Genomic DNA, 21796 nt, shown 5'->3' with positions numbered 1-21796 from the left:
TTCCGGGGTGTTCAGGACTCGGCCTGGGTGAACGGTCCCGCGGCGATGCTGCGCGCGTCGGCCAGGTGGTCGAGCAGGACGGCGCCGTAGACCACGTCGTCCTGCTGGAGAACGGTTTTGGACTCGGGCAGGATCGGCCGGCCGACCCGGTTGAGGAAGGCCACGCGAGCGCCTGTCTGCTCCTGGAACTTGGCGACCGACACCCCGATCCACGACTCGTCGACGTCGATCTCGGCGACGGCCAGGGAACCGGACGGGTCACGCCACTCGGCCGTCGCGGTCTCGCCGAGCGCGGAGACGAAACGTTCGGTCGTCCACGGCACGGTCGCGACGGTCGGAATGCCCAGACGCTCGTACACCTCGGCACGCTTGGCATCGTAGATGCGGGCGACGACGCGCTCGACGTCGAAGGTCTCCCGGGCCACGCGGGCGGCGATGATGTTGGAGTTGTCGCCGGAGGACACCGCGGCGAAGGCGTCGGCGTGCTCGATCCCGGACTTGACGAGGATGTCCCGGTCGAAGCCCACGCCGGTGATCGTGCGGCCCGCGAAATCGGTGGACAGCCGGGCGAACGAGGACGGGTCCCGGTCGATGATCGCGACGTCGTGTCCGCGTTTCTGCATCGCCATCGCGAGCGACGATCCGACGCGCCCGCAACCCATGATGACTACCTGCACGACATTCCTCTCCTGACGCGACCTGCGTGCCGCGAGTCGAACCTACCCGCCACGACGCGGACGCTCTAGGGTTGCCTGGTGTCCACCGTCTCCAAGGTGTCCGTCGCGACGAAGCGCCTCCTGCTCGGCAGGCCCTTCCGCAGCGACAAGCTGGGTCACACTCTGCTCCCCAAACGGATCGCCCTCCCGGTTTTCGCCTCCGACGCGATGAGCTCGGTGGCCTACGCGCCCCAGGAGATCTTCCTCGTCCTGTCGGTGGCCGGTATCACCGCGCTCGCGTTCACCCCCTGGGTCGCCGTCGCCGTCGCGGTGGTCCTCGCGGTCGTGGTCGCCAGCTATCGGCAGAACGTGCACGCATATCCGTCGGGTGGTGGCGATTACGAGGTCGCCACCGTCAACCTGGGCCCCAACGCCGGCCTGACGGTCGGCAGCGCTCTCCTCGTCGACTACGTGCTGACGGTTGCGGTGTCGGTGACGTCGGCGGCGGAGAACATCGGTTCGGCCGTGCCGTTCGTCAACGAGCACAAGGTCTGGTTCTGCGTCGGCGCGATCCTGATCCTGGCGGCGGTGAACCTCCGCGGCATCAAGGAATCCGGTGCGTTCCTGGCCATCCCGACCTACGCCTTCATCGTCGGCGTGCTGGGCATGCTCGTCTGGGGGTTCACCGAGATCTTCGTCCTCGGCGAGGAGATCCGTTCGGAGACGGCCGACTTCGGTATCGTCGCCGAACAGGACAACCTCACCGGACTGGCGCTGGTCTTCCTCGTCGCGCGCTCGTTCTCCTCCGGATGTGCCGCGCTGACAGGGGTCGAGGCCATCAGCAACGGTGTCCCCGCGTTCCGGAAACCCAAGTCCCGCAACGCCGCGACCACCCTCCTCATGCTCGGCGCATTCTCGATCACCCTGCTGCTGGGCATCGTCATGCTCGCCCAGGAGATCGGCGCGAAGTACGTGATGGACCCGTCGAAGGACCTCGTCGGTGCCCCCGAGGGCTACCAGCAGAAGGCGATGATCGCGCAGCTGGCTCACGCGGTCTTCGACTCGTTCCCGGCCGGTTTCTTCTTCGTCGCGGTGGCCACCGCGCTGATCCTGTTGCTGGCCGCGAACACGGCGTTCAACGGTTTCCCGGTGCTCGGTTCGGTCCTGGCGCAGGATCGATACCTGCCGCGACAGTTGCACACCCGTGGCGACCGCCTCGCGTTCAGCAACGGCATCCTGTTCCTGGCGGCCGCGGCGATAGTCTTCGTGGTCGCGTTCGGGGCGCAGGTGACCGCGCTGATCCAGCTCTACATCGTCGGCGTGTTCGTCTCGTTCACGTTGAGTCAGACCGGCATGGTGCGGCACTGGACACGACTGCTGCGCACCGAGACCGACCCCAGTGCCCGGCGGCGGATGATGCAGTCGCGGGTGGTGAACTCGGTCGGCCTGGTGATGACGGCCACGGTCCTGGTGGTGGTGCTGATCACGAAGTTCACCGCCGGTGCCTGGATCGCGGTGCTCGCCATGGTCTCGATCTTCGTGCTGATGAAGCTGATCCACCACCATTACGCGTCGGTTCAGCGCGAGCTCGACCGGGCCGAGACCGACGACGAGGGCGTGCTGCCCAGCCGGACGCATTCGATCGTTCTCGTGTCGAGTCTGCACATGGCCTCCAAGAGGGCCATGCGCTACGCCCGGGCGACGAGACCGGACGTCCTGGAGGCGATCACAGTGAACGTCGACGACCGGGACACCCGTAAACTCGTCTCCGAGTGGGAGGCCAGCGACATCACGGTCCCGCTGAAGGTCATCGCCTCCCCGTACCGCGAGATCACCCGGCCGGTCATCGATTACGTGCGACGCATCCGCCGTGAGTCCCCGCGCGACGTGGTGACCGTGTTCATACCCGAATACGTCGTCGGACACTGGTGGGAGCAGATCCTGCACAATCAATCCGCGCTGCGGCTCAAGGGACGCCTGCTGTTCGAACCCGGGGTGATGGTGACCTCGGTGCCCTGGCAGCTCACGTCGTCGGACCGCCGCAAGGAGACCAAGAGGTACTGGGCGCCGGGTGAGACCCGCCGCGCCCTGGGCGAATCGGAGCGCACACTGTGACACCCCCGGCACCGACGCGGCGCGTCGAGGTCACCGTCGATCGTCCCGCGAACGGTGGGGAGGCGGTCGGACGTGCCGACGGTCGGGTCCTGTTCGTGCGCGGCGCGATTCCGGGCGAACGCGTGGTCGCCGAGATCACCGACGACCGCCACGACTCGTACTGGCGTGCCGAGGCCGTCGAGATCCTCGACGAGTCCCCTCATCGGGTTCCGGTGGTGTGCCCGGCGGCGGCCGGGGGAGCGGGATGCTGCGATCTCGGGCACATCGAGCCGGGGCACGCGCGCGACCTGAAACAGGCCGTGCTGCTCGACGTCCTGAGCCGGATCGGCCACCTCGACGAGGCGACGATCGCCGGCACCGACCTCGCGACGCGGGGGGTCGACCGGTTGCCGGGAACCGACACCGGCTGGCGCATCAGGACACGGCTGGCCGTCGACGGACGGGGTCGCGCCGGACAGCACGCGTTCCGCGGTTCCGCGGTGATCCACGACGTCTGCGTGCAGCCGGCGCCGGGAATGGTCGACGACCTCGCCGGCCGCCGGTTCACCCCGCACGCCGAACTGGCCGTGGTCCTCGACGCCGACGGCACCCGCCACATCACCGAACTCGCACCCGTCGCCGAGGTCCGGCACGGTGACGCCCGACGCCGCGCACAGCAAAACCGTCGCCGCCGCTCCCGACCCCGCGCACAGGTGGTCGTCGAGGGCGCCGAGTCCGCGGTGCATCGCGTCGGTGACCGGTCGTGGGACATCCCGGTGACCGGGTTCTGGCAGGCGCACCGCGCCGCGCCGCAGACCTACGCCGACACCGTCGTCGGCTTTGTTCGAGACCATCTCGGCACCGGCCCGCGGGTCGCATGGGACCTCTACGGCGGCGCCGGGGTCTTCGCCGGCGCGTTGCTCGACCACCACCGAACGGGCCTCGAGGAGGTCCACATCGTCGACTCCGACGCGGGCGCACTGGCGGCCGCGGCCCGGACCTTCGACGCCGACGGCGATCGCGTGGTCACCCATCAGGGTGAGGTGGCGGCCCGGGTCCACGACCTCGGGGCGGCGCCCGACGTCGTCGTCCTCGACCCGCCGCGCACCGGCGCCGGCGAGCGGGTCGTCGAGGCGATCGCGGCCGCCGAACCGGCCGTGGTGGCGCACGTCGGCTGTGATGCCGCCCGCTTCGCACGTGATCTCGGTCTCTTCGCCCGTGCCGGATATCGCGTCGCGCAGGTGCGCGGCTTCGACGCGTTCCCGCTCACGCACCATGTCGAGGCCATCGCGTGCCTGGTTCCGGTCTGAGCTCCACCCGCCGAGTGAGGTCGTCGACCATCCGAGGGGCGGGGTCGTGCCGAATGCTTCCGTAGACTGACGGGTTATGAGCCGGGGGGTTTCTCCCGGAATCGCGAACCGGGGTTCCCGGGGGCATCACGTGATGGAGGAAACGATGGGTGTGCTCGACCGGATCAGCTCGCCGGCCGATCTGCGGTCACTGTCGGAAGCGGAGATGGAGACTCTCGCCTCCGAGATCCGGACGTTCTTGATCGAGAAGGTGGCGGCGACCGGCGGTCATCTCGGCCCCAATCTCGGCGTGGTCGAACTGACCCTCGGAATCCACCGGGTCTTCGACTCGCCGCACGATCCGATCCTCTTCGACACCGGCCACCAGTGCTACGTCCACAAGATCGTGACCGGCCGCAAAGACGGCTTCGATCATCTGCGCCAGCGCGGCGGTCTGACCGGCTACCAGGAGCGCGCCGAATCCGAGCACGACTGGGTCGAGTCCTCCCACGCCTCGGCCGCGCTGTCCTACGCCGACGGCCTGGCCAAGTCCTTCGAGCTGACCGGACAGAACGACCGCACCGTGGTCGCGGTGGTCGGCGACGGCGCGCTCACCGGCGGCATGTGCTGGGAGGCGATCAACAACATCGCCGCCTGCAACCGTCCCGTGGTGATCGTCGTCAACGACAACGGCCGGTCCTACGCCCCGACCATCGGCGGTCTCGCGAGCCACCTGTCGGGTTTGCGCCTGCAACCCGGCTACGAGAAGTTCCTCGACGAGAGCCGCCGCGTCGTCAAGCAGATGCCCGTGGTCGGCGAACCCGCCTACGCGGTCCTCCACGGCATGAAGAGCGGTCTCAAGGACCTGCTCGCACCCCAGGCGATGTTCACCGACCTCGGTCTCAAGTACGTCGGCCCCGTCGACGGACACGACATCAACGCCGTCGAGTCGGCACTGCGGCACGCCCACGACTTCGGCGGACCGGTCATCGTGCACACCGTCACCCGCAAGGGTATGGGCTACGCCCACGCCGAGAACCACGTCGCCGACCAGATGCACGCCACCGGCATCATCGACCCCGTCACCGGGCGACCCACCAGCGTGGCACCGCAGGACTGGACCAAGGTCTTCTCGGCCGCGCTGCTCGACGCCGGCGCCAACCGCCCCGACGTCGTAGCGATCACCGCGGCCATGCCCGGCCCCACCGGCCTGACGCCGTTCGGCGAGCGCTACCCGGACCGCATGTTCGACGTCGGTATCGCCGAACAGCATGCGATGACCTCGGCGGCCGGCCTGGCTCTCGGCGGCCTGCATCCGGTCGTCGCCATCTACTCGACCTTCCTCAACCGCGCCTTCGACCAGCTCCTGATGGACGTCGCGCTGCTGAAGCAGCCGGTCACCCTCGTCCTCGACCGGTCGGGCATCACGGGGCCCGACGGCCCGAGCCACCACGGCATGTGGGATCTCTCGCTCATGGCGATGGTCCCCGGTCTGCGGGTCGCCGCGCCTCGGGACGCGGTCCGGCTGCGCGAGGAGTTCGACGAGGCGCTCGGCACCGACGACGGCCCGACCGCCCTCCGCTTCTCCAAAGGTGCTGTCCCCGAAGACATCCGCGCGGTCGAACGTCTCGACGACGGGGTCGACGTGCTTCACCGCAGCGATCGCGATCTCGGCCCGGCCTCCGGTGACGTGCTCATCGTGGCGGTCGGTGCCTTCTGCAGCCTCGCCGTCGACACCGCCGAACGTCTCGGGCAGCAGGGCATCGAGGCCACGGTCATCGACCCGCGCTGGGTGCTGCCCGTGCCGACCTCGGTGGTCGAAGTCGCCCGTCGTCACCGCCTGGTCGTCACCCTCGAGGACGGCTGCGTCAGCGGCGGAGTGGGATCGGCTGTCGCGGGAGCACTCTCGGCGGCCGAGGTGACTGTTCCGGTGCAGATCAAGGGAATCCCGCAGGCGTTCATCGAACATGCCTCGCGCGGGGAGATCCTCGGCGACCTCGGTCTGACCGCCCAGGATCTCGCGCGCTCGATCACCGCGACGGTGTCGGGCATGCAGGCCGGTCCGGCGCTGGAGCGCCAGATCGAGAGCCCCGCGGATCCCGCACAGAGTCGCGCCGAGGACTGATGCCTCAGGTCGGCGCCGGAGGTCGGCGCGACCTGTGACCATCGATCTCAGCGCAGGGTGGCCAGATTCGAGATCGACTTGTGCACATCGGATTCCAGCACCCTGGCGACGAGACGCCCGACGGGTCCGTTGAGCAGACCGCCGGACACGTCGGCGGACAGGTCGAAGTGCGAGCCGTCGACGATCTCGTCGACCTTCATCGCGAGGTCGATGTCGATCCCGCCGCGGCCCGTGCCGGACAGTGCGATCAACCGTGGTTCGTCGTACTGGATGACGGTCCAGTGGATGACGTTGCGGAACCCCTTCACCTTGATCAGCGACGAGACCTTCGTCCCCTCGGTGATCGAGTCGGGGACCGGGGACTTCCACCCGCCGAAGATGGTCATCCACTCGTCGAAGCGCGAGAGGTTGCCGGCGAGTGCCCAGGCTGCGCCCGGGTCGAGGTCAGAGTCGATGCCGACGGAGACTGTGGCCACTGAGTGCTCCCATTCCGTGAGGTCGTGCCTGTTGCGAGGTCGTGCCTGTCGGAGGGTCTCTTACCCAACTCGGAGCGGGGCTACTCCGACGATGTGGTCTCGGTCGTCCCGGCCTCGCGCAACGCCTCGGTCAACGCGTCCACGCTGAGCTGCCGCTGCCACGGACGAGCTCCGGCGGCGGTGAGGTGTGCGTCCATCGCCTCGGTGGTGACGGGCTCGGCCAGTCCGTCCCAGCACAGCTGGCGGACGACGTCCGGGGCGAGGATGTTCTCCACCGGGAGGGTGTGGTGCTCGGCGACCTCTTTGAGCGCCGGGCGGACCTTCTGCATCCGCGCCGCGGCCTCCGGGTTGCGCTGTTCCCAGCGGCTCACCGGGGGAAGCCCGGGGCCGGTGGTCTTGCGGGCCGGCAACTCGCTGTCGGGGAGTTCGCGGGCCCGTTGCAGGGCGCTGAGCCAGATCCCGGCCTGGCGACGCTGGCGAGGGCCACCGAAGACCGGCAGGCGGGTCAGTTCGCTGTTCGATTTCGGGTCGACGGTCGCGGCGTTGACGATCGCGGTGTCGGGCAGGACGCGACCCGGAGCGACGTCCCGGCGCTCCGCCAATTCTTCGCGCGCCGTCCACAATTCGCGGACCGCCGCGAGTGCACGAGCCGACTTCACGGTGTGGATGTTGGAGGTCTTGCGCCAGCGGTCGGTGCGCGGGGGGGCCGGCGGGCGGGACAGCACGTAGGCGAACTCCTCGCGGGCCCAGCCGTCCTTGCCGGACTCGGCCAGTGCCGCGTCCATCGCGTCCCGGAGTTCGACGAGCACCTCGACGTCGAGGGCGGCGTAGTTCAGCCAGTCGTCGGGGAGCGGTCGTCGTGACCAGTCCGCCGCGCCGTGACCCTTGAGCAGGCCGAGCCCGAGGAACTGGGCGACCATCGCGGCGAGGTTCACCTTGGCGAGGCCGAGCAGGCGCCCGGCGAGCTCGGTGTCGTACAGCTCGACGCATTCGAAGCCGAGCTCGCGTAGGCAGGGGAGATCCTGATCGGCGGCGTGCAGCACCCACTCGGGCCCGCGTAGCGCGTCGATCACCGGGGCGAGTGCCTCGGGATCGGCGATCGGGTCGAGCAGGAAGCTGCCCGAGCCGCGTCGTTTGATCTGGATCAGGTAGGCGCGCTGGGAGTAGCGGTAACCGGAGGCGCGTTCGGTGTCGACGGCGATGGGTCCCTCGCCCGCGGCGAGTGCTCGCGCGGCGTCGGCGAACTCCGCCGCGGTCGAGAGCACCGGCGGGACACCGCCGGCGGGGGCGAGCAACGGCTCGACCTCGGGGGCTTCGTCCCCTGGGGGGTTGTTCTCGGCTGCTCGGTTCTCGGGTGGTGTGTCCACAGTGCTCACGTCGCGCCGAGTTGGGTCACGCCCGTCGGCGGGAGGCCGGCAGCGACGACAGAACCTCGCAGAACGCCTCGAGGTGCCCGTTGAGACCCTCGGCGGTCAGCGCGGTCCACGACGCCCGGACCTCGAGCTGGTGGGCGCGCGGCGGTCCGGCGATGTCGCCGTAGCGCACCGACGTCGTCGACGTCACGGTGCCGCCGAGGGCGGTCACCTCGATGCGGTGTGCGGTGCCGTTGGGGGAGGCGGGGGTGCTGCTCTCGCCGACCGGCACGCCGAGGGCGTCGGACAGCCAGCTCCAGGCGACCTCGGGCAGCAGCGGGTCCATCGCCAGGGCGGCCTCGACCTCTGCCTGCAGGTACGCGACGAGGCGGATCGTCCCGTTCCAGGCGTCCTGGCCGGCCGGGTCGTACAACAGGATCAGCCGTCCGAAGGCGGTGCCCTGAGAATCGGTGGGGACGACGTCGGGGTCGTCCGGCGGGCGCACCTCGGCGCCGACCGCATAGCTGTACGGCGCCAGCCGTTGCGGCGGGCGGATGGGGCCGACCTCGATCTCACGGCGGACGCGGGCAGCATGCAGCGACTCCACCGCCGCGCGGAAATCAGCAGGCTCGTCCGGAGCTCCCGAGGAAGTCACCGTTCGACCGTAGGTGTGTCGTGCCTGGCAGCGGCGGAGGCGCGCCGAGTCACCGGCCCCAGAAATGGGGACGCGGACCGGGAAGGGTGGCGCGAGGCGACCCGGGGCGGGTCAGATCGCCGAACATGGCAGAGTAAGCGGTGATGTCGAACGTAACTGGTACCCGGGTCCATCGGTCGCACCTGCCGCTCGTCGCCGCGGCCACGGGTGGGACCCCGTCACGCCGTCCGGTGTGGTTCATGCGGCAGGCGGGCCGATCGCTGCCCGAGTACCGCGCCATCCGCGCGAACCACGGCATGCTCGAATCCTGCTTCGACGCCGAGCTGGTCTGCGAGATCACCATGCAGCCGGTGCGTCGTCATGACGTCGACGCCGCGATCCTGTTCTCCGACATCGTCGTCCCGCTCAAGGCCGCGGGCATCGACCTCGACATCGTCGCGGGCACCGGTCCGGTGATCGCCGAACCTGTGCGGTCGGCGGACGCCGTCTCCCGCATCCCGCGCCTGGAACCCGCCTCGGTCGGCGCGATCTCCCGCGCCATCGAACTGTTGCTCGCCGAACTCGGCGACACCGCGCTGATCGGTTTCGCGGGTGCACCGTTCACCCTCGCGTCGTACCTCATCGAGGGCGGACCGAGCCGCAACTACGAGCGCACCAAGGCGATGATGCACGGCGACCCGGAGACCTGGGCCGAGCTGATGGCCCGCCTCGCCGACATCACCATCGTCTTCCTGCAGGTCCAGCTCGAGGCCGGCGTCGACGCCATCCAGCTCTTCGACTCCTGGGCGGGCATGCTGTCGGCAGCCGACTACCAGCGTTTCGTGGCACCGCACAGCGCCCGCGTCCTCGCCGAGGTCGCCGGATACGGCGTTCCGCGCATCCACTTCGGTGTCGGGACGGGTGAACTGCTCACGCCCATGGCCCATGTCGGGGCCGACGTCATCGGCGTCGACTGGCGGGTGCCGCTCGACGAGGCCGTCCGTCGCGTGGGCCCCGGCAAGGCCGTCCAGGGCAACCTCGACCCGACGATGCTCTTCGCGGGACCGGAGGTTGTCGACAGCGAGGTGCGTCGTGTGGTCGCCGACGGTGACCGGGCGCTCGCGGCCGGCGCGATCGGCCACATCTTCAACCTCGGCCACGGCGTGCTGCCGGGCACCGACCCGGACGTCCTCACCCGCGTCGTCGAACTGATCCACAGCCTCTGATGGCTGCCCGGCGCCGGATCGCGGTCGTCGGCGGAGGTGTCTCCGGCCTGACGGCGGCGTACCGGCTGCGTCGCGAACTCGGCGCCGACGCGCAGATCGACGTCCTCGAGGCGAGCGAGCGGCTCGGCGGCATCCTGCACACCACGACGGTCGGTGGCCAGTCGGTCGACGTCGGGGCCGAGGCGTTCATCGTCCGACGACCCGAAGCGCTCGGCCTGGTCCACGAACTCGGTCTGGGGGACCGGGTCGTGTCACCGACCGGCCGGCGTCCGTCGGTGTGGTCCGGCGGCCGCCTGCACCCACTGCCGGCCCCGGCGCTCATGGGAATCCCCGCGACCCCCGAGGCGGTCGCCGATCTCGCCGACCCCGCCGACCTGGAACTCCTCCGCACCGAGCCGCATCGTCTCTGGCGTTGGGACGCGTCCGCGGACCCGACGGTCGGGGACCTCGTCGCCGACCGTTTCGGTCCGTCCGTGGTCGCCCGCAGCGTCGATCCCATGCTGGGCGGCGTCTACTCGAGCCTCGCCGCCGACATCGGTCTGCGTGAGGCGCTCCCGGCCCTCGTGGCGCGTCTCGACGGCGGTGCGCCCAACCTGACCGCGGCCGTTTCCGGCCTCGTCGCCGACGCCACCGGTTCGGGTCCCGTGTTCGGCACTCTTGTGGGTGGCTACCGGGTCCTGCTCGACGCGCTCCGGTCCGCCGCGGCCGTCGAACCCGAACTCTGCTCGTACGTCCGCGGCCTGGAGCCGACCGCCACCGGTTGGACGCTCGATGTCGCCGGCGGTGCCCGCGAGGACATCCGGGACTACGACGGTGTCATCCTCGCGATCCCCGCGTGGCAGGCCGGGCATCTCCTGCGCGGTTCGTTACCCGACTTCGCCGCCCCGCTACGTGCGGTCCGGGGTGCGTCGTCGGTCGTGGTGTCGATCGCGCTGGCCCCCGGGACGCCGGTACCCGATCACTCCGGCGTTCTCGTCGGGACCGGGGAGAGTCTGCGCGCCAAGGCGTTCACGCTCAGCTCACAGAAGTGGGGACACCTGTCGCACGACGACGCGCCGGTGTCGGTGCGGGCGTCGTTCGGCCGGTTCGGCGCCCCGGTACCGAGCGTCGACGAAGAACCCGGTGTCGACGACCGGCTGCGGACCGAGGCCCTCGAGGATCTCGACGAGGTGTGCCGGGCCGCCGGCGTGGCACCCGCATCGCCGAACGTCGTCGACACCTACGTGCAGCGTTGGACCAACGGCCTGCCCGTCTACGGTCCCGGACACCTGGCCACGATGGCGCAGGTCGCCGCGTCCCGTCCGCGTCGGCTCGCGCTCGCCGGGTCGTCGTATGCGGGGGTCGGTGTCCCGGCCTGCATCGGCCAGGCCGGACGCGCCGTGTCGGCTCTGCTGACCGACCTGACCTGACTGTTCGTCCCGCCGGACACGGTGGCACCATGTCAGTCATGGCCCGCTTGGATTATGCAGAACTCAATTCCACGATCCGCTACCTGATGTTCTCGGTGTTCGCCGTTCGCCCCGGCGAGCTCGGCACCGACCGGGACCAGGCCAAGTCGGATGCCGCCGACTTCTTCAAGTCCCTCGAGGACACCGGCGTCGTGGTCCGCGGCGTGTACGACGTGTCGGGTCTCCGCGCCGACGCCGACTTCATGATCTGGTGGCATGCCGCCGGCGTCGAGTCCATCCAGGCCGCCTACGCGAAGTTCCGGCGCGAGACCGTCCTCGGCCGTGCCTGCAACCCGGTGTGGAGCAACGTGGCGCTGCACCGTCCCGCGGAGTTCAACAAGAGCCACATCCCGGCCTTCCTCGCCGGTGAGGAAGCGGGCAACTACATCTGCGTGTACCCGTTCGTGCGATCCTACGAGTGGTACCTGCTGCCCGACGAGGAGCGTCGCAAGATGCTCGCCGACCACGGCAAGGCCGCCCGCGAGTACAAGGACGTCCGCGCCAACACGGTGTCGTCGTTCGCCCTCGGCGACTACGAGTGGCTGCTGGCCTTCGAGGCACCGGAACTGCATCGCATCGTCGATCTGATGCGTGACCTGCGCGCCACCGAGGCCCGTATGCATGTTCGGGAGGAGACGCCGTTCTTCACCGGGCCGCGCGTCGAGGTCTCGGCGCTCATCGACGCCCTGCCCTGACCGAGAGACCTCCAGCAGGGGCACCCGCGATCACCGCGGGTGCCCCTGCTTTTTGTGGGGAGTGACCTGTGTCGCCCGGTTAGATGAAAAGCGGACAAAACTCCTGCGGATCAGATCACGGTGAGCGAAAGGTGAATGGAGCCTCAAGAAGAGGTAACGAATTGCTCTCGATCTGGAGGAAGCACATGGTCCGAATCGCTCCCGCGGCCCGGGTTGTCGCCGGCCTGATGTTCTCGGCGGCGCTCGCCGGTGGCGTCGCAACCGCGAATGCCGAACCGTGCAAGATGAATCTCGCCAACGGTCAGCACGCTCCCTGCGCGCCTGAAGTCATCTCGCATGTACCCGGCGACCCGGGCGGCGGCAACGACCCGGCATCCGATCCGGCGTCGTTCGAGCATGTGCTGGTGGAGCCGGCTTGGCCCATTGTCGAGGAGTCGACCGAACCCGAGCGGTCGCCCGCGGTGTGATGGCCCAGTTGCCTACCGTTGAAGGGGGCACCCGCGGACACCGCGGGTGCCCCCTTTTTCTGGGTGGAGTTTCCCGATTCTTCTTGAATATGGCTGTGGCACAAGTGACTTGGTCGACCGACCCAGGTCGCCGCAAAGGGTGAAAAACGGACAAAACGCCATAAGTTCTGTTATGACGGGAGTGTGAGCTTCGTCTCACGAGGGACACAGCACCGTTCTACCCGACGTGAAGGAACCCCCATGACCCATCTCGTCCCCGCGGTCCGCATCATCGCAGCACTGATGTTCTCGGCTGCACTGGCCGGCGGCGTCGCGACCGCGAACGATCCGATCCTGGCTCGTTCGAACACACGCCGCTGGACCGGATCTCGCCTGTCGCGGCTCCGCCCGTAGAGGAGCCGGTCGACGACCACCAGATCGACATCCCGCAGCCCGAGGAGAAGGACCCGGACAAGGAGAAGGAAGAGAAGGCGCAGAAGGAGAAGGAAGAGCGGGAGGCCAAGGAAAAGGAAGAGCGGGAGGCGAAGGAAAAGGAGCAGAAGGAGAAGGAGCAGAACGGCTAGTCCTGCTTCGTCCGACCTGCTGTGCTACAGCGCTACTCGGCCGGCTCGAGTTTCAGGCTGATCGAGTTGATGCAGTAGCGCAGGTCGGTGGGGGTGTCGTAGCCCTCGCCGGCGAACACATGCCCCAGGTGACTCTTGCAGTTCGCGCAGAGCACCTCGACCCGCTTCATGCCGAGCGAGTTGTCCTCGACCTCGATGATCTTGTCGCCGGCGAGGGGTGAGAAGAACGACGGCCAGCCGCAGTGGGATTCGAATTTCTGCTCGCTGCGGAACAACTCCGTGTCGCACGCCCGGCAGCGGTAGACGCCGACCGTCTTGGTGTCGGTGTACTCACCGGTGAAGGGTGCTTCGGTGCCGGCCTGGCGCAGGACACGGTACTCGGCCGGGGTCAGGCGCTGCTTCCACTCCTCGTCGGTGAGTGTCGCGAGGTTCTCGGTCTCGGGCATGCTGTCGGTCATGGGTTCCACGTTAGCGCGGCATGCACCTCGGTAGCGCGGCGCGCGGCGGCGCTACTTCGAGAGCGACAGCGAGTCGTCGGACTTCGCCGTCGGTGCCGGGGGAGCGTCGGTCTCCGACCGCATCACCACGTCCTCACCGGCGACGCCGTCGGATCGCATGTCGAGCCAGCGGAACAGCAGCGAGCAGAACACCGCGATCATGAGCAGCGACCATCCCCAGGTCACCTTGTTGTACTCGACCATCCAGCCGAAGGCCGTCCACCGCTGCGAGTAGAAGCTGTCGAACGTCATGCAGCCGTACACGCCGAGCCAGGCAGGCCAGTTCCGCATCGCCGACCCCGGAAGCAACACCGTCATCAGCAGCGGGAACAGCAGCATCGAGTAGTAGCCCTGGCCGAGCGAACCCACCAGGAACGCGGTGCCCAGCAGCACGCCCGACGATGTCGCGAGCCACAGCAGCTCGTTGGTCTTGCGGTAGTAACGGTAGAGGAACCACAGGGAGAACGCGGCCATCACCACGAAGGCGGCGCGCAACAGCAGCACCAGCCACGGCGAGACCCCGAAGTAGGCGCCGTTGCCGGCGATCGAGCTGTTGTAGTAGTCGCGGGCCTCGCCGAGGTAGGGAACAGTCCGGCTGATGAATGCGTCGGCGTCGACCGAGAGCGGCCAGGCGACCGCGGTCAGCACGAGGGGGACCACGACGGCGAAGACGAACACCCGCCACTGCCGGTTGAGCAGGGGGAGAAGCATCAGTGGAGCCAGAATCGGTTTCACCGCGATCGTCAGGCCCATCGGGACACCGGCCCACCAGTCGTGCCGTGAGCGCATCAGCATGAGGAATGCGATCATGCCGAGAAGGACGAACGAGTTGAAGTTCGTGAAGATCAGGGTGTGCGAGACGGTTTCGGTGAAGAAGAACACGAACAGGACCGTCGGCATCACCCAGGAGTTCAGGGCGTACCCGAACATCCGGGTCAACAGGTAGGCGGAGATCAGCAGTGCCACCACGCTGACCGCGATGAACGCCCAGCGGGCACGTTCGTAGTCGATGATCGCCACCGGCGCCATCAGCAGGGTGCCCGACGGCGGGTACAGGTAGTGCGGGTCGACCGTGGCGTAGTTCTCGCCGTAGACGGGCAGGTTGTTCAGAAAGTTGTAGGCCGCCGCGTACACCGGCTTGAAATCGTCGGTGCGGTCGCCGTTGACGCCGAGGAACACCGACCGGTGCACCACCATGAGCAGGCTGATCGGCCACAGGATCATCGGGATGATCCGTTGCGCGCTCATCTGGGGATACAGATACCTGTCGAGATTGGCCACCCGCGCACCGTACTACGAGCGGGTCGGGACCTTCCGCAGAACCCTCCGGGCCGGTGCCGGTCACGGGTGGTCAGGCGGGGCAACCCCGCTGGGTCGGTCCTTCGAGCGGTGCCTTCTTCACGTACTCGGCGGCGACCTGTGCCGCGCAGGCGCTTCGGCCCAGCACCGAGAAGCCCAGTCCGTCCCAGCTGACGGTCACCGGTTCGGCTCCGGCGTTCATGAACAGCGGCACGAGCGTGCCCGCGCCGCTACCGCCGTTGATGGGGTCCCGGGTGCCGTTGAGGACCAGCGGGTCGGCGGGCAGTGACGACGGGGGACGGACGGCGGTGCCCGACGCCCAGCCGTTGCAGCGGACCAGCGACAGCGCGCTGTCGGAGCCGGTCAGCGGACTCTGCTTGGTCCAGGCCTCGACGAGGCCGGGGATCTCGTTCTGACCCACCGGGCCGGTGACGTCGTTGCAGCGCGAGACCAGGGCGCCGTCGGTCGTCCGTAGGGCTGCGGCCCGGTCGGCCAGCCGGACCAGCTCACCGGTGTCGCCGCGGTCGGCGGCGGTGATGGCTCGGGACAGGTCGAGCAGTGCCTCGGGGCGATCCGAGGCGACGGCGAGCGTGGTGGTGATGGCGTTGAGAGCGGTGGTGTCCGACAGTCCGTCCAGGCGTCCGGCGCGCGCCTTGGTGAGCAGACCGGTCATCACCCGCACTCCGTTGGTGCCGAGCGTGCAACCGTCCAGCGTCGAGCATCGCTGCGCGAATCCCTGCAGCGCGGTCTGCACACCCTGGGCGCGCAGGAGCGCGCGATCGCGGGCGTTCGCGCCGAAGGGCGTCGGGGTGTCGAGGATGATGCGTCCCGCGCGGCCGCCGTAGAGGGAGGAGTACGCGAGGACGACGTCGGAGCCCTCACCGACGCCGATGAGACCCAGGTGCTCGACGCCCCACCGCTGCCGGAGTGTCTCGAGGTCGGCTGCGGCGAACTGTGCGCCGAAGTTGAGTTGGTAGGGCGTCAGTGTCTCGGTACAGCCGTCCGAGGCCGACGACGCGGCCGCGGCGAGCCGCGAGATGCGTGCCTGGGTGGTGGTCCCGCGCGTGGTGAGCCCGTTGTCGGCGATCGTGCTCCGCTCGAGCCGGGTCATGCAGTCGAGGTCCTCGCTCTGGGGGATGCCGCGATGGTCGACGGCCACCACGGGGTGGGCGTCGACGAAGGCCCGGCCCGGACCGGACGACATCACCATCAGCGTCCGCGACGACGGGAGATCCGATCCCGAGGTGAGGACGAGCGGCGGCGCGTCGGCGGGCGTCGCCGCGGTGCGGGCCCGGGTCGCCGCGATCCGCACGACCTCACCGTCGGGCTTGTTCCGGTCGACAGGGGAGTCGAACTCCGCGCATTCGATGGTCACCCCGGCCGGACGGGCGACCCCGTAGCGTCCGGCCGTCCCTGCCGCACAGTCCGACCACTCGAGGTCGGACTTCGGTACGGCGAGCGCCGGCGCCGGGGGCGGTGCGGACGACGAGGGTGCGGGACCCTGACCGCCGCCGCCACCGGGGATGAGTTCGGGGCCCCGGTCGGGGCCCACGGCGCACGACGACACGAGGATCGCGACGATCACACCCAGGACTGCCGTGACGGCGTGCGCTCTTCGCATGTCCGCGAGCGTAGTCAACGACGCCGGGCGACGGTCGTGCAGTGATCCGTTCGGTCAGTGGATGGACGACCGGCCGTGACGCAGCCAGCGCGTGAAGACGTAACCGTCGTCGTCGGTGATGATCGCGGCCGGTGACATCCCCTTGAGGGTGGCGGTGTCCTCCCCGTCCCCGGTGCGGGTGACGATGCGTCCCGCGCGCCCGCCGGCCAGATGGGGGCTGGTCGTCAGGCACAGTTCGTCGAGCAGGTCGTCGGCGATGATCGAACCGAGCAGGCTCGGGCCGCCCTCGCAGAGCACCCGCGGCCGGCCCCGCTTCCCGCACGTCTCGATCAGTGTCGACGTCTCGACGTCGTCCTCGCCGCAGTCGATCAGGGTGGCACCGGCGTCGACGAGCGCGGCGCGACGATCCGCGGGGGCCGACGCGCAGGTGAGTACGACGGTGTCGGGGTGACTCAGCGGCGGGTAATCCGGCGGGATCGAGAGCGACCGCGACACCAGGGCGAGCGCGGGCGCGGGTGTCTGTCCGTTCTCCTCCCGGAGGTCCGCGAACGCCTCGTCGGGTTGCGGTTGGCGGTATCCCTCGGTGGTCGCCGTCCCGGCGCCGACGAGGATGACGTCGGCGAGTCCGCGCAAGACCCGGAAGACGGTCTTGTCTCCGTCGCCGCCGAGGCCGCCCGACTTCCCGTCGTGGGTGGCGGCGCCGTCGATCGAGGCCACCATGTTGGCCCGCACGAAGGGGGCCGCGGCGCCGGGCCCCTCCGACGGCCGTGGTGGATAGCGGTAGTGCTCGGCCAGCCGGAGCAGAATGTCGTTCCCCGTCTGATCGGACTCCGCGGATGTGACCTGGGTCGCTTTCTGCAGGTGGAACATGCATCCATCATTCCGCGGATGGCTACTCTCCACACATGGCGGCCCGACTTTGCGATCGCAACCCTGCGACCTCGCCGGACGCACTCATCGACGAGATGGTGCCTCCGTCGACCTTCGACGAGGTGAGTTTCGACTCCTACATTCCCGATCCGAAGGAGCCCTCGCAGGCCCAGGCGGTCGCGAAAGCGCGCGACTTCGTCGCGCGGGCGTCGAAGGCGCGCTCGGGGAAGAAGGGGCTCTTCTCGCGCAAGGCCCCCGCGCAGGGCATCGGGCTGTACCTCGACGGCGGGTTCGGCGTCGGCAAGACCCACCTCCTCGCCTCGATCTACCACTCCATGCCCGAGCCGAAGTCGTTCGCGACCTTCGTCGAGGTCACCCACGTGGTGGGTGCGCTCGGCTTCGTGAACGCGGTGGAACGGCTGTCGAAGCACACGGTGCTCTGCATCGACGAGTTCGAACTCGACGATCCCGGTGACACGATGCTGGTGTCCCGACTGCTCACCGAGCTCACCGCCAAGGGTGTGTCGGTGGTCGCCACCTCGAACACCCTGCCCGGCCAGCTCGGCGAGGGCCGCTTCGCAGCGCAGGACTTCCTGCGCGAGATCCGCAAGCTCTCGGCGGTGTTCGAGACCATCCGCGTCGACGGCCCCGACTATCGTCACCGCGACCTGCCGCCGGCCCCGGACCCACGCACGGAGTCCGAGCTGGCCGACATCGCCGACTCCACCGAGGGCGCGACCCTCGACGAATTCGATGCACTGTGCGATCACCTGAGCACGCTGCATCCGTCCAAGTACAAGGACCTCGTCGACGGCGTCTCGCTGGTCTGCATCAACGGTGTCCACCCTGCGAAGGACCAGTCGGTGGCCCTGCGGCTCGTGGTGCTCGCCGACCGCCTCTACGACGCGCACATCCCGGTGACGGTGTCCGGCGCCAAGCTCGACGAGATCTTCACCGACGAGATGCTCGCCGGTGGTTACCGCAAGAAGTATCTGCGCGCGACGTCGCGCCTGCTGGCCCTGTCGCGGTTCGCCGAATCTGCTGCCTGAGAGGTCTTACAGCTTCTGTGTGAACACGTAGTCGTGTTCGACGCTGCCCCCGAGGTCGAAGGTCCGCACCCCGGCGCGGGTGAAACCCGTTTTGGCGTAGAACTTCTGGGCCCGTTCGTTGAGCTGGTTCACCCCGAGCCAGACGACGACGCTCCCGCGGTCTCGGGCACGATCGAGCGCCGCTTCCATGAGCGCACGCGACGGGCTGAGACCGGGACGCGCATGATGGTCGGGGAGTACGTACATCTTCGACACCTCGCTCGCCGGCCGCTCCGGGACTATCTCGGCGACAACGGGATTCGACGGATCGCCGTGCAGCACCAGTCCATAGCCGATGACCGGGCCGTCATCGCCGTCCCGGACGACGAGCACGTCGGCGTCCGGGTCGGCGATGTAGCCGCGAAAGTTCTTCTCACCGAGATTGGTCGCGATGAACTGGGCGATGTCCTCGGCCGCGGCGTGCGGCGGGCACGCCAGGGGGAAGGTCGCGCCGGCGACCTCGGCCACCGACGCCGCCCGGTCGGGATCGGTGAGGAGTTCGACGGTCGCCGCGGGATGAGTCGGCGTCATGACCGCGAATCGGCCGACGACAGCGGACGATCCGGGTCCGCGGTCCAGGCGTTCATCGACCCGTCGTACACCGCGACATCGTCGCGACCGAGTGCCTTCAGCGCAAATGCCGCTGCGGTGGCGGCGATCCCGCCGCCGCAGTAGGTGACCGGGCGCACCGTCGGGTCGAGGGCGCCCGCGTCGGCGAACAGTCCGCGCAGTTCGTCGAGCGGCTTCAGCGTGCCCGCCTCGTCGACGAGTTCGCCGAACGGGACGTTGACGCTGCTCGGGATGTGGCCGCCGGCGAACGACTCCCGGTCGAGGGCATTGACCAGCAGCACCGACGATTCGGCGGTCGCCGTGACGACCTCGTCGGTCGACGCGATCCGCTCCGGGCGGCGGTGTGCGGTGAAAGTGGCCGCCGGATGGGTGGATTCACCGGTCTCGGTGGGGAGCCCCGCTGCCACCCAGGCGTTGTACCCGCCGTCGAGGACGACGACGTCGTCGAAGCCCTCGAGGCCGAACTGCCACCACAGTCGTGTCGCCCAGATGCCGTTGACCGTGTCGTAGACGACGACGGTCGAGTCGTTGCCGATCCCGGCCGCGCCGACCGCCGCGGCGAAGTTCTCCGACGACGCCGCTGCGAACGGGGCCTCGCCATTCGGATCGGACAACTCGGTGATCTGGTCGAGGAACACCGCACCGGGCAGGTGCCCCTGCAGGTAGGTGTCGCGGCCGGAGCGGACGTGCGCGCCGTCGGCGTCGAAGCTCAGGTGGACCGTCGCGTCGACGATGCGCAGACGTCCCTCGCCGAGGCGCTTCTGCAGTTCGTTCGGGGTGATGAGCGGTGCGGGGGTCATGCCTGACACGGTAGTCCCGCCGTGCCTGCGCCGGTTCTCAGGGATCGAGCGGTTCGGCCGTCATCGGTTCGGTGTGGAAGTCGGCGAGATCGACGTGGCGGGTCTTGGCCCAGTAGTCGACGATCCGCCACGGCAGCACCGCCACGACCCGACCGTCGGGGTTGCGGTACCAGTTGGTCATCGCGGGATGCGTCCACACCATCTGTGCGTGCGCGCGGTCGACGGCGTCGTTGTACTCGTCGGTGACGTCGCGTCGCACCTCGAGGGCACCGAGCCGGCGCTCGATCATGGCGCGGATGGCGTCGCAGACGTAGCGCACCTGGTACTCGAGGATGCTGATGAAGCTGCCCCCGTGTCCCAGTGCGGTGTTGGGGCCGGTGAGGATGAACAGGTTGGGGAAGTCCGGCGCAGTGATGCCGAGGTAGGCGTACGCGTCGTGATCGCCCCAGGCCTCGACCGTCGTCTTGCCGCTGCGACCGACGACGTCCATCGGGTACAGGTAGCGGTCGCTGTGGAAGCCGGTCGCGAACACGATGATGTCGAAGTCGTGTGCCCGGCCGGTGCTGTCGACGAGACCGGTCTCGGTGACGGAGTCCACGCCGTGCCCCACCAGCTCGACGTCGGGCTGCCGCAACATGCGAAACCAGCCGTTGTCCAACAGCATTCGTTTGCCGAAGGGCGGGTAGTCCGGCGTCGACAGCTCGACGAGATCGTCGCGGTCGCCGAGCTCGCTGCGCATGTACCGCAGGTAGAACTCGCGGTGACCGTGATTCACGGCGTTGATCGACGCGGTGGGTTCGGGCCATTCGGGGTCGACGTGCAGGGTGGAGTGGACGTTGTCGTTGAAGATCCAGGACAGCCGCGCGCGGTACCACTCCCGGTAGCCGGGCAGGTTGTTCATCAGCCAGTGCACGCTGTCGCCGACCGGCGCGAAGTAGTCGTCGTTGGGGGCGATCCACTGCGGCGACCGCTGGAAGATCGTCAGCGATCCGACCTTGTCGACGATGGCGGGGCCGATCTGCATCGCCGACGCACCGGAGCCGACGATGGCGACGCGTTTGCCGGCCAGGGCGCCGGGCTCGTCGAGTTCGGTGGGCCAGTGGGCGGAGTGGAACATCTTGCCGGTGAAGGTGTCCATGCCGGCGAGCGCGGGGAGCTTGGGCCGGTTGAGGATGCCGACCGCGCTGATCAGGATGCGTGAGGTGAGGGTGCTCTCGTTTCCGTCCCGGTCGCGGACCCGGACGACCCACTGCTGGGCGGCGGAGTCGTAGGCCGCGGAGAGGACCTCGGTGCCGAATCGGACGCGGTCGCGCACCGCGTGGCGGTCGGCGAAGGCCTGCAGATAGCCCTGGACCTCGTCGCGCTTGCCGAAGTGGGTGGACCAGTCGTGGTCGAACGACGAGATCGAGTACAGGTAGCTCGGGGTGTCGACGCCGGCGCCCGGGTACTGGTTCTCGTACCAGGAGCCGCCGACCTCGTCGTTCTTCTCCAGGACGGTGTGCTCGATGCCGGCGTCGGCGAGCTGGGTGGAGATCAGCATCCCGGCCACGCCGGCGCCGATGACCAGGGCGTTCATCGTCGAGCCGAGCTCGTCGGGCAGCGCTGGCAGGTGGGTGCCGCGCAGGTCGCCCCGCACGATCTCGCTCATCATCGGCGCGAACTCCGGTGCCACCGGTTCGCCGGCTGTGAAGGACATCAGTGCGGCGACGAGTTCCTCGTCGGCCGGCACGCGTGCCGGTGAGCCCTGCTCGTACCAGTCCTCGAGGGCGTCGACGACGGCGTCGCGGATCTCGGCCTGCACGTCCGCGGGCAGGCCGCCGGTCGAGTTGTCGTCCATGCCGCGGCTACGGGTCGGACGGTAGCGGTCGGCCAGCCAGCGGCGATCCCCGGTCATCTCCACCAGCACGGCGAGCAGCGTCGGGATGTTGCCCGCGTCGACCGCGGTCCGGATCTCCGAGGGGGCCGGACGCGTCGCCGGGCGGGTGGAAACTGAAGTCATAGCTGCAACTAACCACTGTTAGTCCCG

At 69.0% G+C, this 21796-nt stretch carries 19 protein-coding genes and 1 pseudogene; 9 read left to right on the top strand and 11 right to left on the bottom strand.

What is annotated here, in order from left to right:
• Positions 1-11: 11 nt before the first annotated feature.
• Positions 12-677: a TrkA family potassium uptake protein gene (locus tag BJF87_RS13255; protein WP_006357281.1), complete on the bottom strand. Its 666-nt coding sequence runs from the start codon at positions 675-677 to the stop codon at positions 12-14.
• Between the two features lie 78 nt (positions 678-755).
• Here BJF87_RS13255 and BJF87_RS13250 point away from each other — a divergent pair, with 78 nt between their 5' ends.
• From BJF87_RS13250 to dxs, 3 genes are all read left to right on the top strand, one after another.
• On the top strand, positions 756-2771 hold the full coding sequence (locus BJF87_RS13250) for an APC family permease (protein ID WP_006357282.1): 2016 nt from the start codon (positions 756-758) through the stop codon (positions 2769-2771).
• Entirely contained in the window at positions 2768-4060 is a 1293-nt protein-coding gene (locus BJF87_RS13245; RefSeq protein ID WP_006357283.1) for a class I SAM-dependent RNA methyltransferase, read from the top strand. Before BJF87_RS13250 ends, BJF87_RS13245 begins: the two co-directional genes overlap by 4 nt.
• A 145-nt stretch (positions 4061-4205) precedes the next feature.
• Positions 4206-6164: a 1-deoxy-D-xylulose-5-phosphate synthase gene (gene dxs, locus BJF87_RS13240; protein ID WP_006357284.1), complete on the top strand. Its 1959-nt coding sequence runs from the start codon at positions 4206-4208 to the stop codon at positions 6162-6164.
• Between the two features lie 47 nt (positions 6165-6211).
• On the opposite strand, the gene BJF87_RS13235 is transcribed toward dxs, so the two are convergent.
• The 3 genes and pseudogenes from BJF87_RS13235 to BJF87_RS13225 form a co-directional block, all read right to left on the bottom strand.
• Positions 6212-6640: an SRPBCC family protein gene (locus tag BJF87_RS13235; protein WP_006357285.1), complete on the bottom strand. Its 429-nt coding sequence runs from the start codon at positions 6638-6640 to the stop codon at positions 6212-6214.
• A gap of 80 nt (positions 6641-6720) precedes the next feature.
• Complete coding sequence (locus BJF87_RS13230; RefSeq protein WP_006357286.1) at positions 6721-8007, bottom strand: ribonuclease D; 1287 nt, start codon at positions 8005-8007, stop codon at positions 6721-6723.
• Between the two features lie 5 nt (positions 8008-8012).
• A pseudogene (locus tag BJF87_RS13225) lies at positions 8013-8647 on the bottom strand (DUF3000 domain-containing protein).
• A 143-nt stretch (positions 8648-8790) separates the two neighbouring features.
• On the opposite strand from BJF87_RS13225, the gene hemE reads away from it, so the two are divergent.
• The 5 genes from hemE to BJF87_RS26725 all read left to right on the top strand — a co-directional run bounded on the left by hemE (position 8791) and on the right by BJF87_RS26725 (position 12855).
• Entirely contained in the window at positions 8791-9852 is a 1062-nt protein-coding gene (gene hemE, locus BJF87_RS13220; protein ID WP_075863293.1) for a uroporphyrinogen decarboxylase, read from the top strand.
• Complete coding sequence (locus tag BJF87_RS13215; RefSeq protein ID WP_006357289.1) at positions 9852-11261, top strand: FAD-dependent oxidoreductase; 1410 nt, start codon at positions 9852-9854, stop codon at positions 11259-11261. The genes hemE and BJF87_RS13215 overlap by 1 nt, the downstream gene beginning before the upstream one ends.
• A gap of 38 nt (positions 11262-11299) precedes the next feature.
• The gene (hemQ, locus tag BJF87_RS13210) at positions 11300-11995 is read left to right on the top strand and encodes a hydrogen peroxide-dependent heme synthase (RefSeq protein ID WP_006357290.1); all 696 of its coding nucleotides are present in this window, start codon (positions 11300-11302) and stop codon (positions 11993-11995) included.
• 185 nt (positions 11996-12180) lie between these two features.
• The gene (locus BJF87_RS13205; RefSeq protein WP_006357291.1) at positions 12181-12462 is read left to right on the top strand and encodes a hypothetical protein; all 282 of its coding nucleotides are present in this window, start codon (positions 12181-12183) and stop codon (positions 12460-12462) included.
• A 240-nt stretch (positions 12463-12702) separates the two neighbouring features.
• The gene (locus BJF87_RS26725; RefSeq protein ID WP_230461800.1) at positions 12703-12855 is read left to right on the top strand and encodes a hypothetical protein; all 153 of its coding nucleotides are present in this window, start codon (positions 12703-12705) and stop codon (positions 12853-12855) included.
• A 202-nt stretch (positions 12856-13057) separates the two neighbouring features.
• On the opposite strand, the gene msrB is transcribed toward BJF87_RS26725, so the two are convergent.
• The 4 genes from msrB to BJF87_RS13180 all read right to left on the bottom strand — a co-directional run bounded on the left by msrB (position 13058) and on the right by BJF87_RS13180 (position 17312).
• The gene (gene msrB / locus BJF87_RS13195) at positions 13058-13483 is read right to left on the bottom strand and encodes a peptide-methionine (R)-S-oxide reductase MsrB (protein ID WP_006357292.1); all 426 of its coding nucleotides are present in this window, start codon (positions 13481-13483) and stop codon (positions 13058-13060) included.
• Positions 13484-13534: 51 nt separating this feature from the next.
• Positions 13535-14803, bottom strand: a complete 1269-nt coding sequence (locus tag BJF87_RS13190; RefSeq protein ID WP_006357293.1) for a glycosyltransferase family 87 protein — start codon at positions 14801-14803, stop codon at positions 13535-13537.
• Between the two features lie 70 nt (positions 14804-14873).
• The gene (locus BJF87_RS13185) at positions 14874-16442 is read right to left on the bottom strand and encodes an alpha/beta hydrolase (protein WP_232283137.1); all 1569 of its coding nucleotides are present in this window, start codon (positions 16440-16442) and stop codon (positions 14874-14876) included.
• 54 nt (positions 16443-16496) lie between these two features.
• Positions 16497-17312, bottom strand: a complete 816-nt coding sequence (locus tag BJF87_RS13180) for a dihydrofolate reductase family protein (protein ID WP_006357295.1) — start codon at positions 17310-17312, stop codon at positions 16497-16499.
• 35 nt (positions 17313-17347) lie between these two features.
• Between BJF87_RS13180 and zapE the strand changes: the two genes are divergently transcribed.
• Positions 17348-18361 (top strand): cell division protein ZapE, encoded by a 1014-nt coding sequence (zapE, locus tag BJF87_RS13175; protein ID WP_006357296.1) that lies wholly within the window; start codon positions 17348-17350, stop codon positions 18359-18361.
• Between the two features lie 6 nt (positions 18362-18367).
• Here zapE and BJF87_RS13170 read toward each other — a convergent pair whose 3' ends face one another.
• The 3 genes from BJF87_RS13170 to BJF87_RS13160 are packed head-to-tail and all read right to left on the bottom strand — an operon-like array spanning position 18368 to position 21769.
• Positions 18368-18931 (bottom strand): GNAT family N-acetyltransferase, encoded by a 564-nt coding sequence (locus tag BJF87_RS13170; protein ID WP_006357297.1) that lies wholly within the window; start codon positions 18929-18931, stop codon positions 18368-18370.
• Entirely contained in the window at positions 18928-19770 is an 843-nt protein-coding gene (locus BJF87_RS13165) for a sulfurtransferase (protein ID WP_006357298.1), read from the bottom strand. The genes BJF87_RS13170 and BJF87_RS13165 overlap by 4 nt, the downstream gene beginning before the upstream one ends.
• Before the next feature lie 37 nt (positions 19771-19807).
• Complete coding sequence (locus BJF87_RS13160; protein ID WP_006357299.1) at positions 19808-21769, bottom strand: NAD(P)/FAD-dependent oxidoreductase; 1962 nt, start codon at positions 21767-21769, stop codon at positions 19808-19810.
• Positions 21770-21796 lie beyond the last annotated feature (27 nt).

The sequence above is a fragment of the Gordonia sp. CNJ-863 genome (genome assembly GCF_001942325.1).
GTDB lineage: Bacteria > Actinomycetota > Actinomycetes > Mycobacteriales > Mycobacteriaceae > Gordonia > Gordonia alkanivorans.
Note: the sequence above shows the minus strand (reverse complement) of the source record. Positions and strands in the feature narration are given on the sequence as shown.

Excerpts from the sequence above, each read along its gene's own strand:
- dxs (WP_006357284.1), top strand. The coding sequence starts at position 4,206 with ATGGGTGTGCTCGACCGGATCAGCTCGCCGGCCGATCTGCGGTCACTG.
- hemE (WP_075863293.1), top strand. The coding sequence starts at position 8,791 with ATGTCGAACGTAACTGGTACCCGGGTCCATCGGTCGCACCTGCCGCTC.
- BJF87_RS13215 (WP_006357289.1), top strand. The coding sequence starts at position 9,852 with ATGGCTGCCCGGCGCCGGATCGCGGTCGTCGGCGGAGGTGTCTCCGGC.
- hemQ (WP_006357290.1), top strand. The coding sequence starts at position 11,300 with ATGGCCCGCTTGGATTATGCAGAACTCAATTCCACGATCCGCTACCTG.
- BJF87_RS13205 (WP_006357291.1), top strand. The coding sequence starts at position 12,181 with ATGGTCCGAATCGCTCCCGCGGCCCGGGTTGTCGCCGGCCTGATGTTC.
- BJF87_RS26725 (WP_230461800.1), top strand. The coding sequence starts at position 12,703 with ATGACCCATCTCGTCCCCGCGGTCCGCATCATCGCAGCACTGATGTTC.
- msrB (WP_006357292.1), bottom strand. The coding sequence starts at position 13,483 with ATGACCGACAGCATGCCCGAGACCGAGAACCTCGCGACACTCACCGAC.
- BJF87_RS13185 (WP_232283137.1), bottom strand. The coding sequence starts at position 16,442 with ATGCGAAGAGCGCACGCCGTCACGGCAGTCCTGGGTGTGATCGTCGCG.
- BJF87_RS13180 (WP_006357295.1), bottom strand. The coding sequence starts at position 17,312 with ATGTTCCACCTGCAGAAAGCGACCCAGGTCACATCCGCGGAGTCCGAT.
- zapE (WP_006357296.1), top strand. The coding sequence starts at position 17,348 with ATGGCGGCCCGACTTTGCGATCGCAACCCTGCGACCTCGCCGGACGCA.
- BJF87_RS13170 (WP_006357297.1), bottom strand. The coding sequence starts at position 18,931 with ATGACGCCGACTCATCCCGCGGCGACCGTCGAACTCCTCACCGATCCC.
- BJF87_RS13165 (WP_006357298.1), bottom strand. The coding sequence starts at position 19,770 with ATGACCCCCGCACCGCTCATCACCCCGAACGAACTGCAGAAGCGCCTC.
- BJF87_RS13160 (WP_006357299.1), bottom strand. The coding sequence starts at position 21,769 with ATGACTTCAGTTTCCACCCGCCCGGCGACGCGTCCGGCCCCCTCGGAG.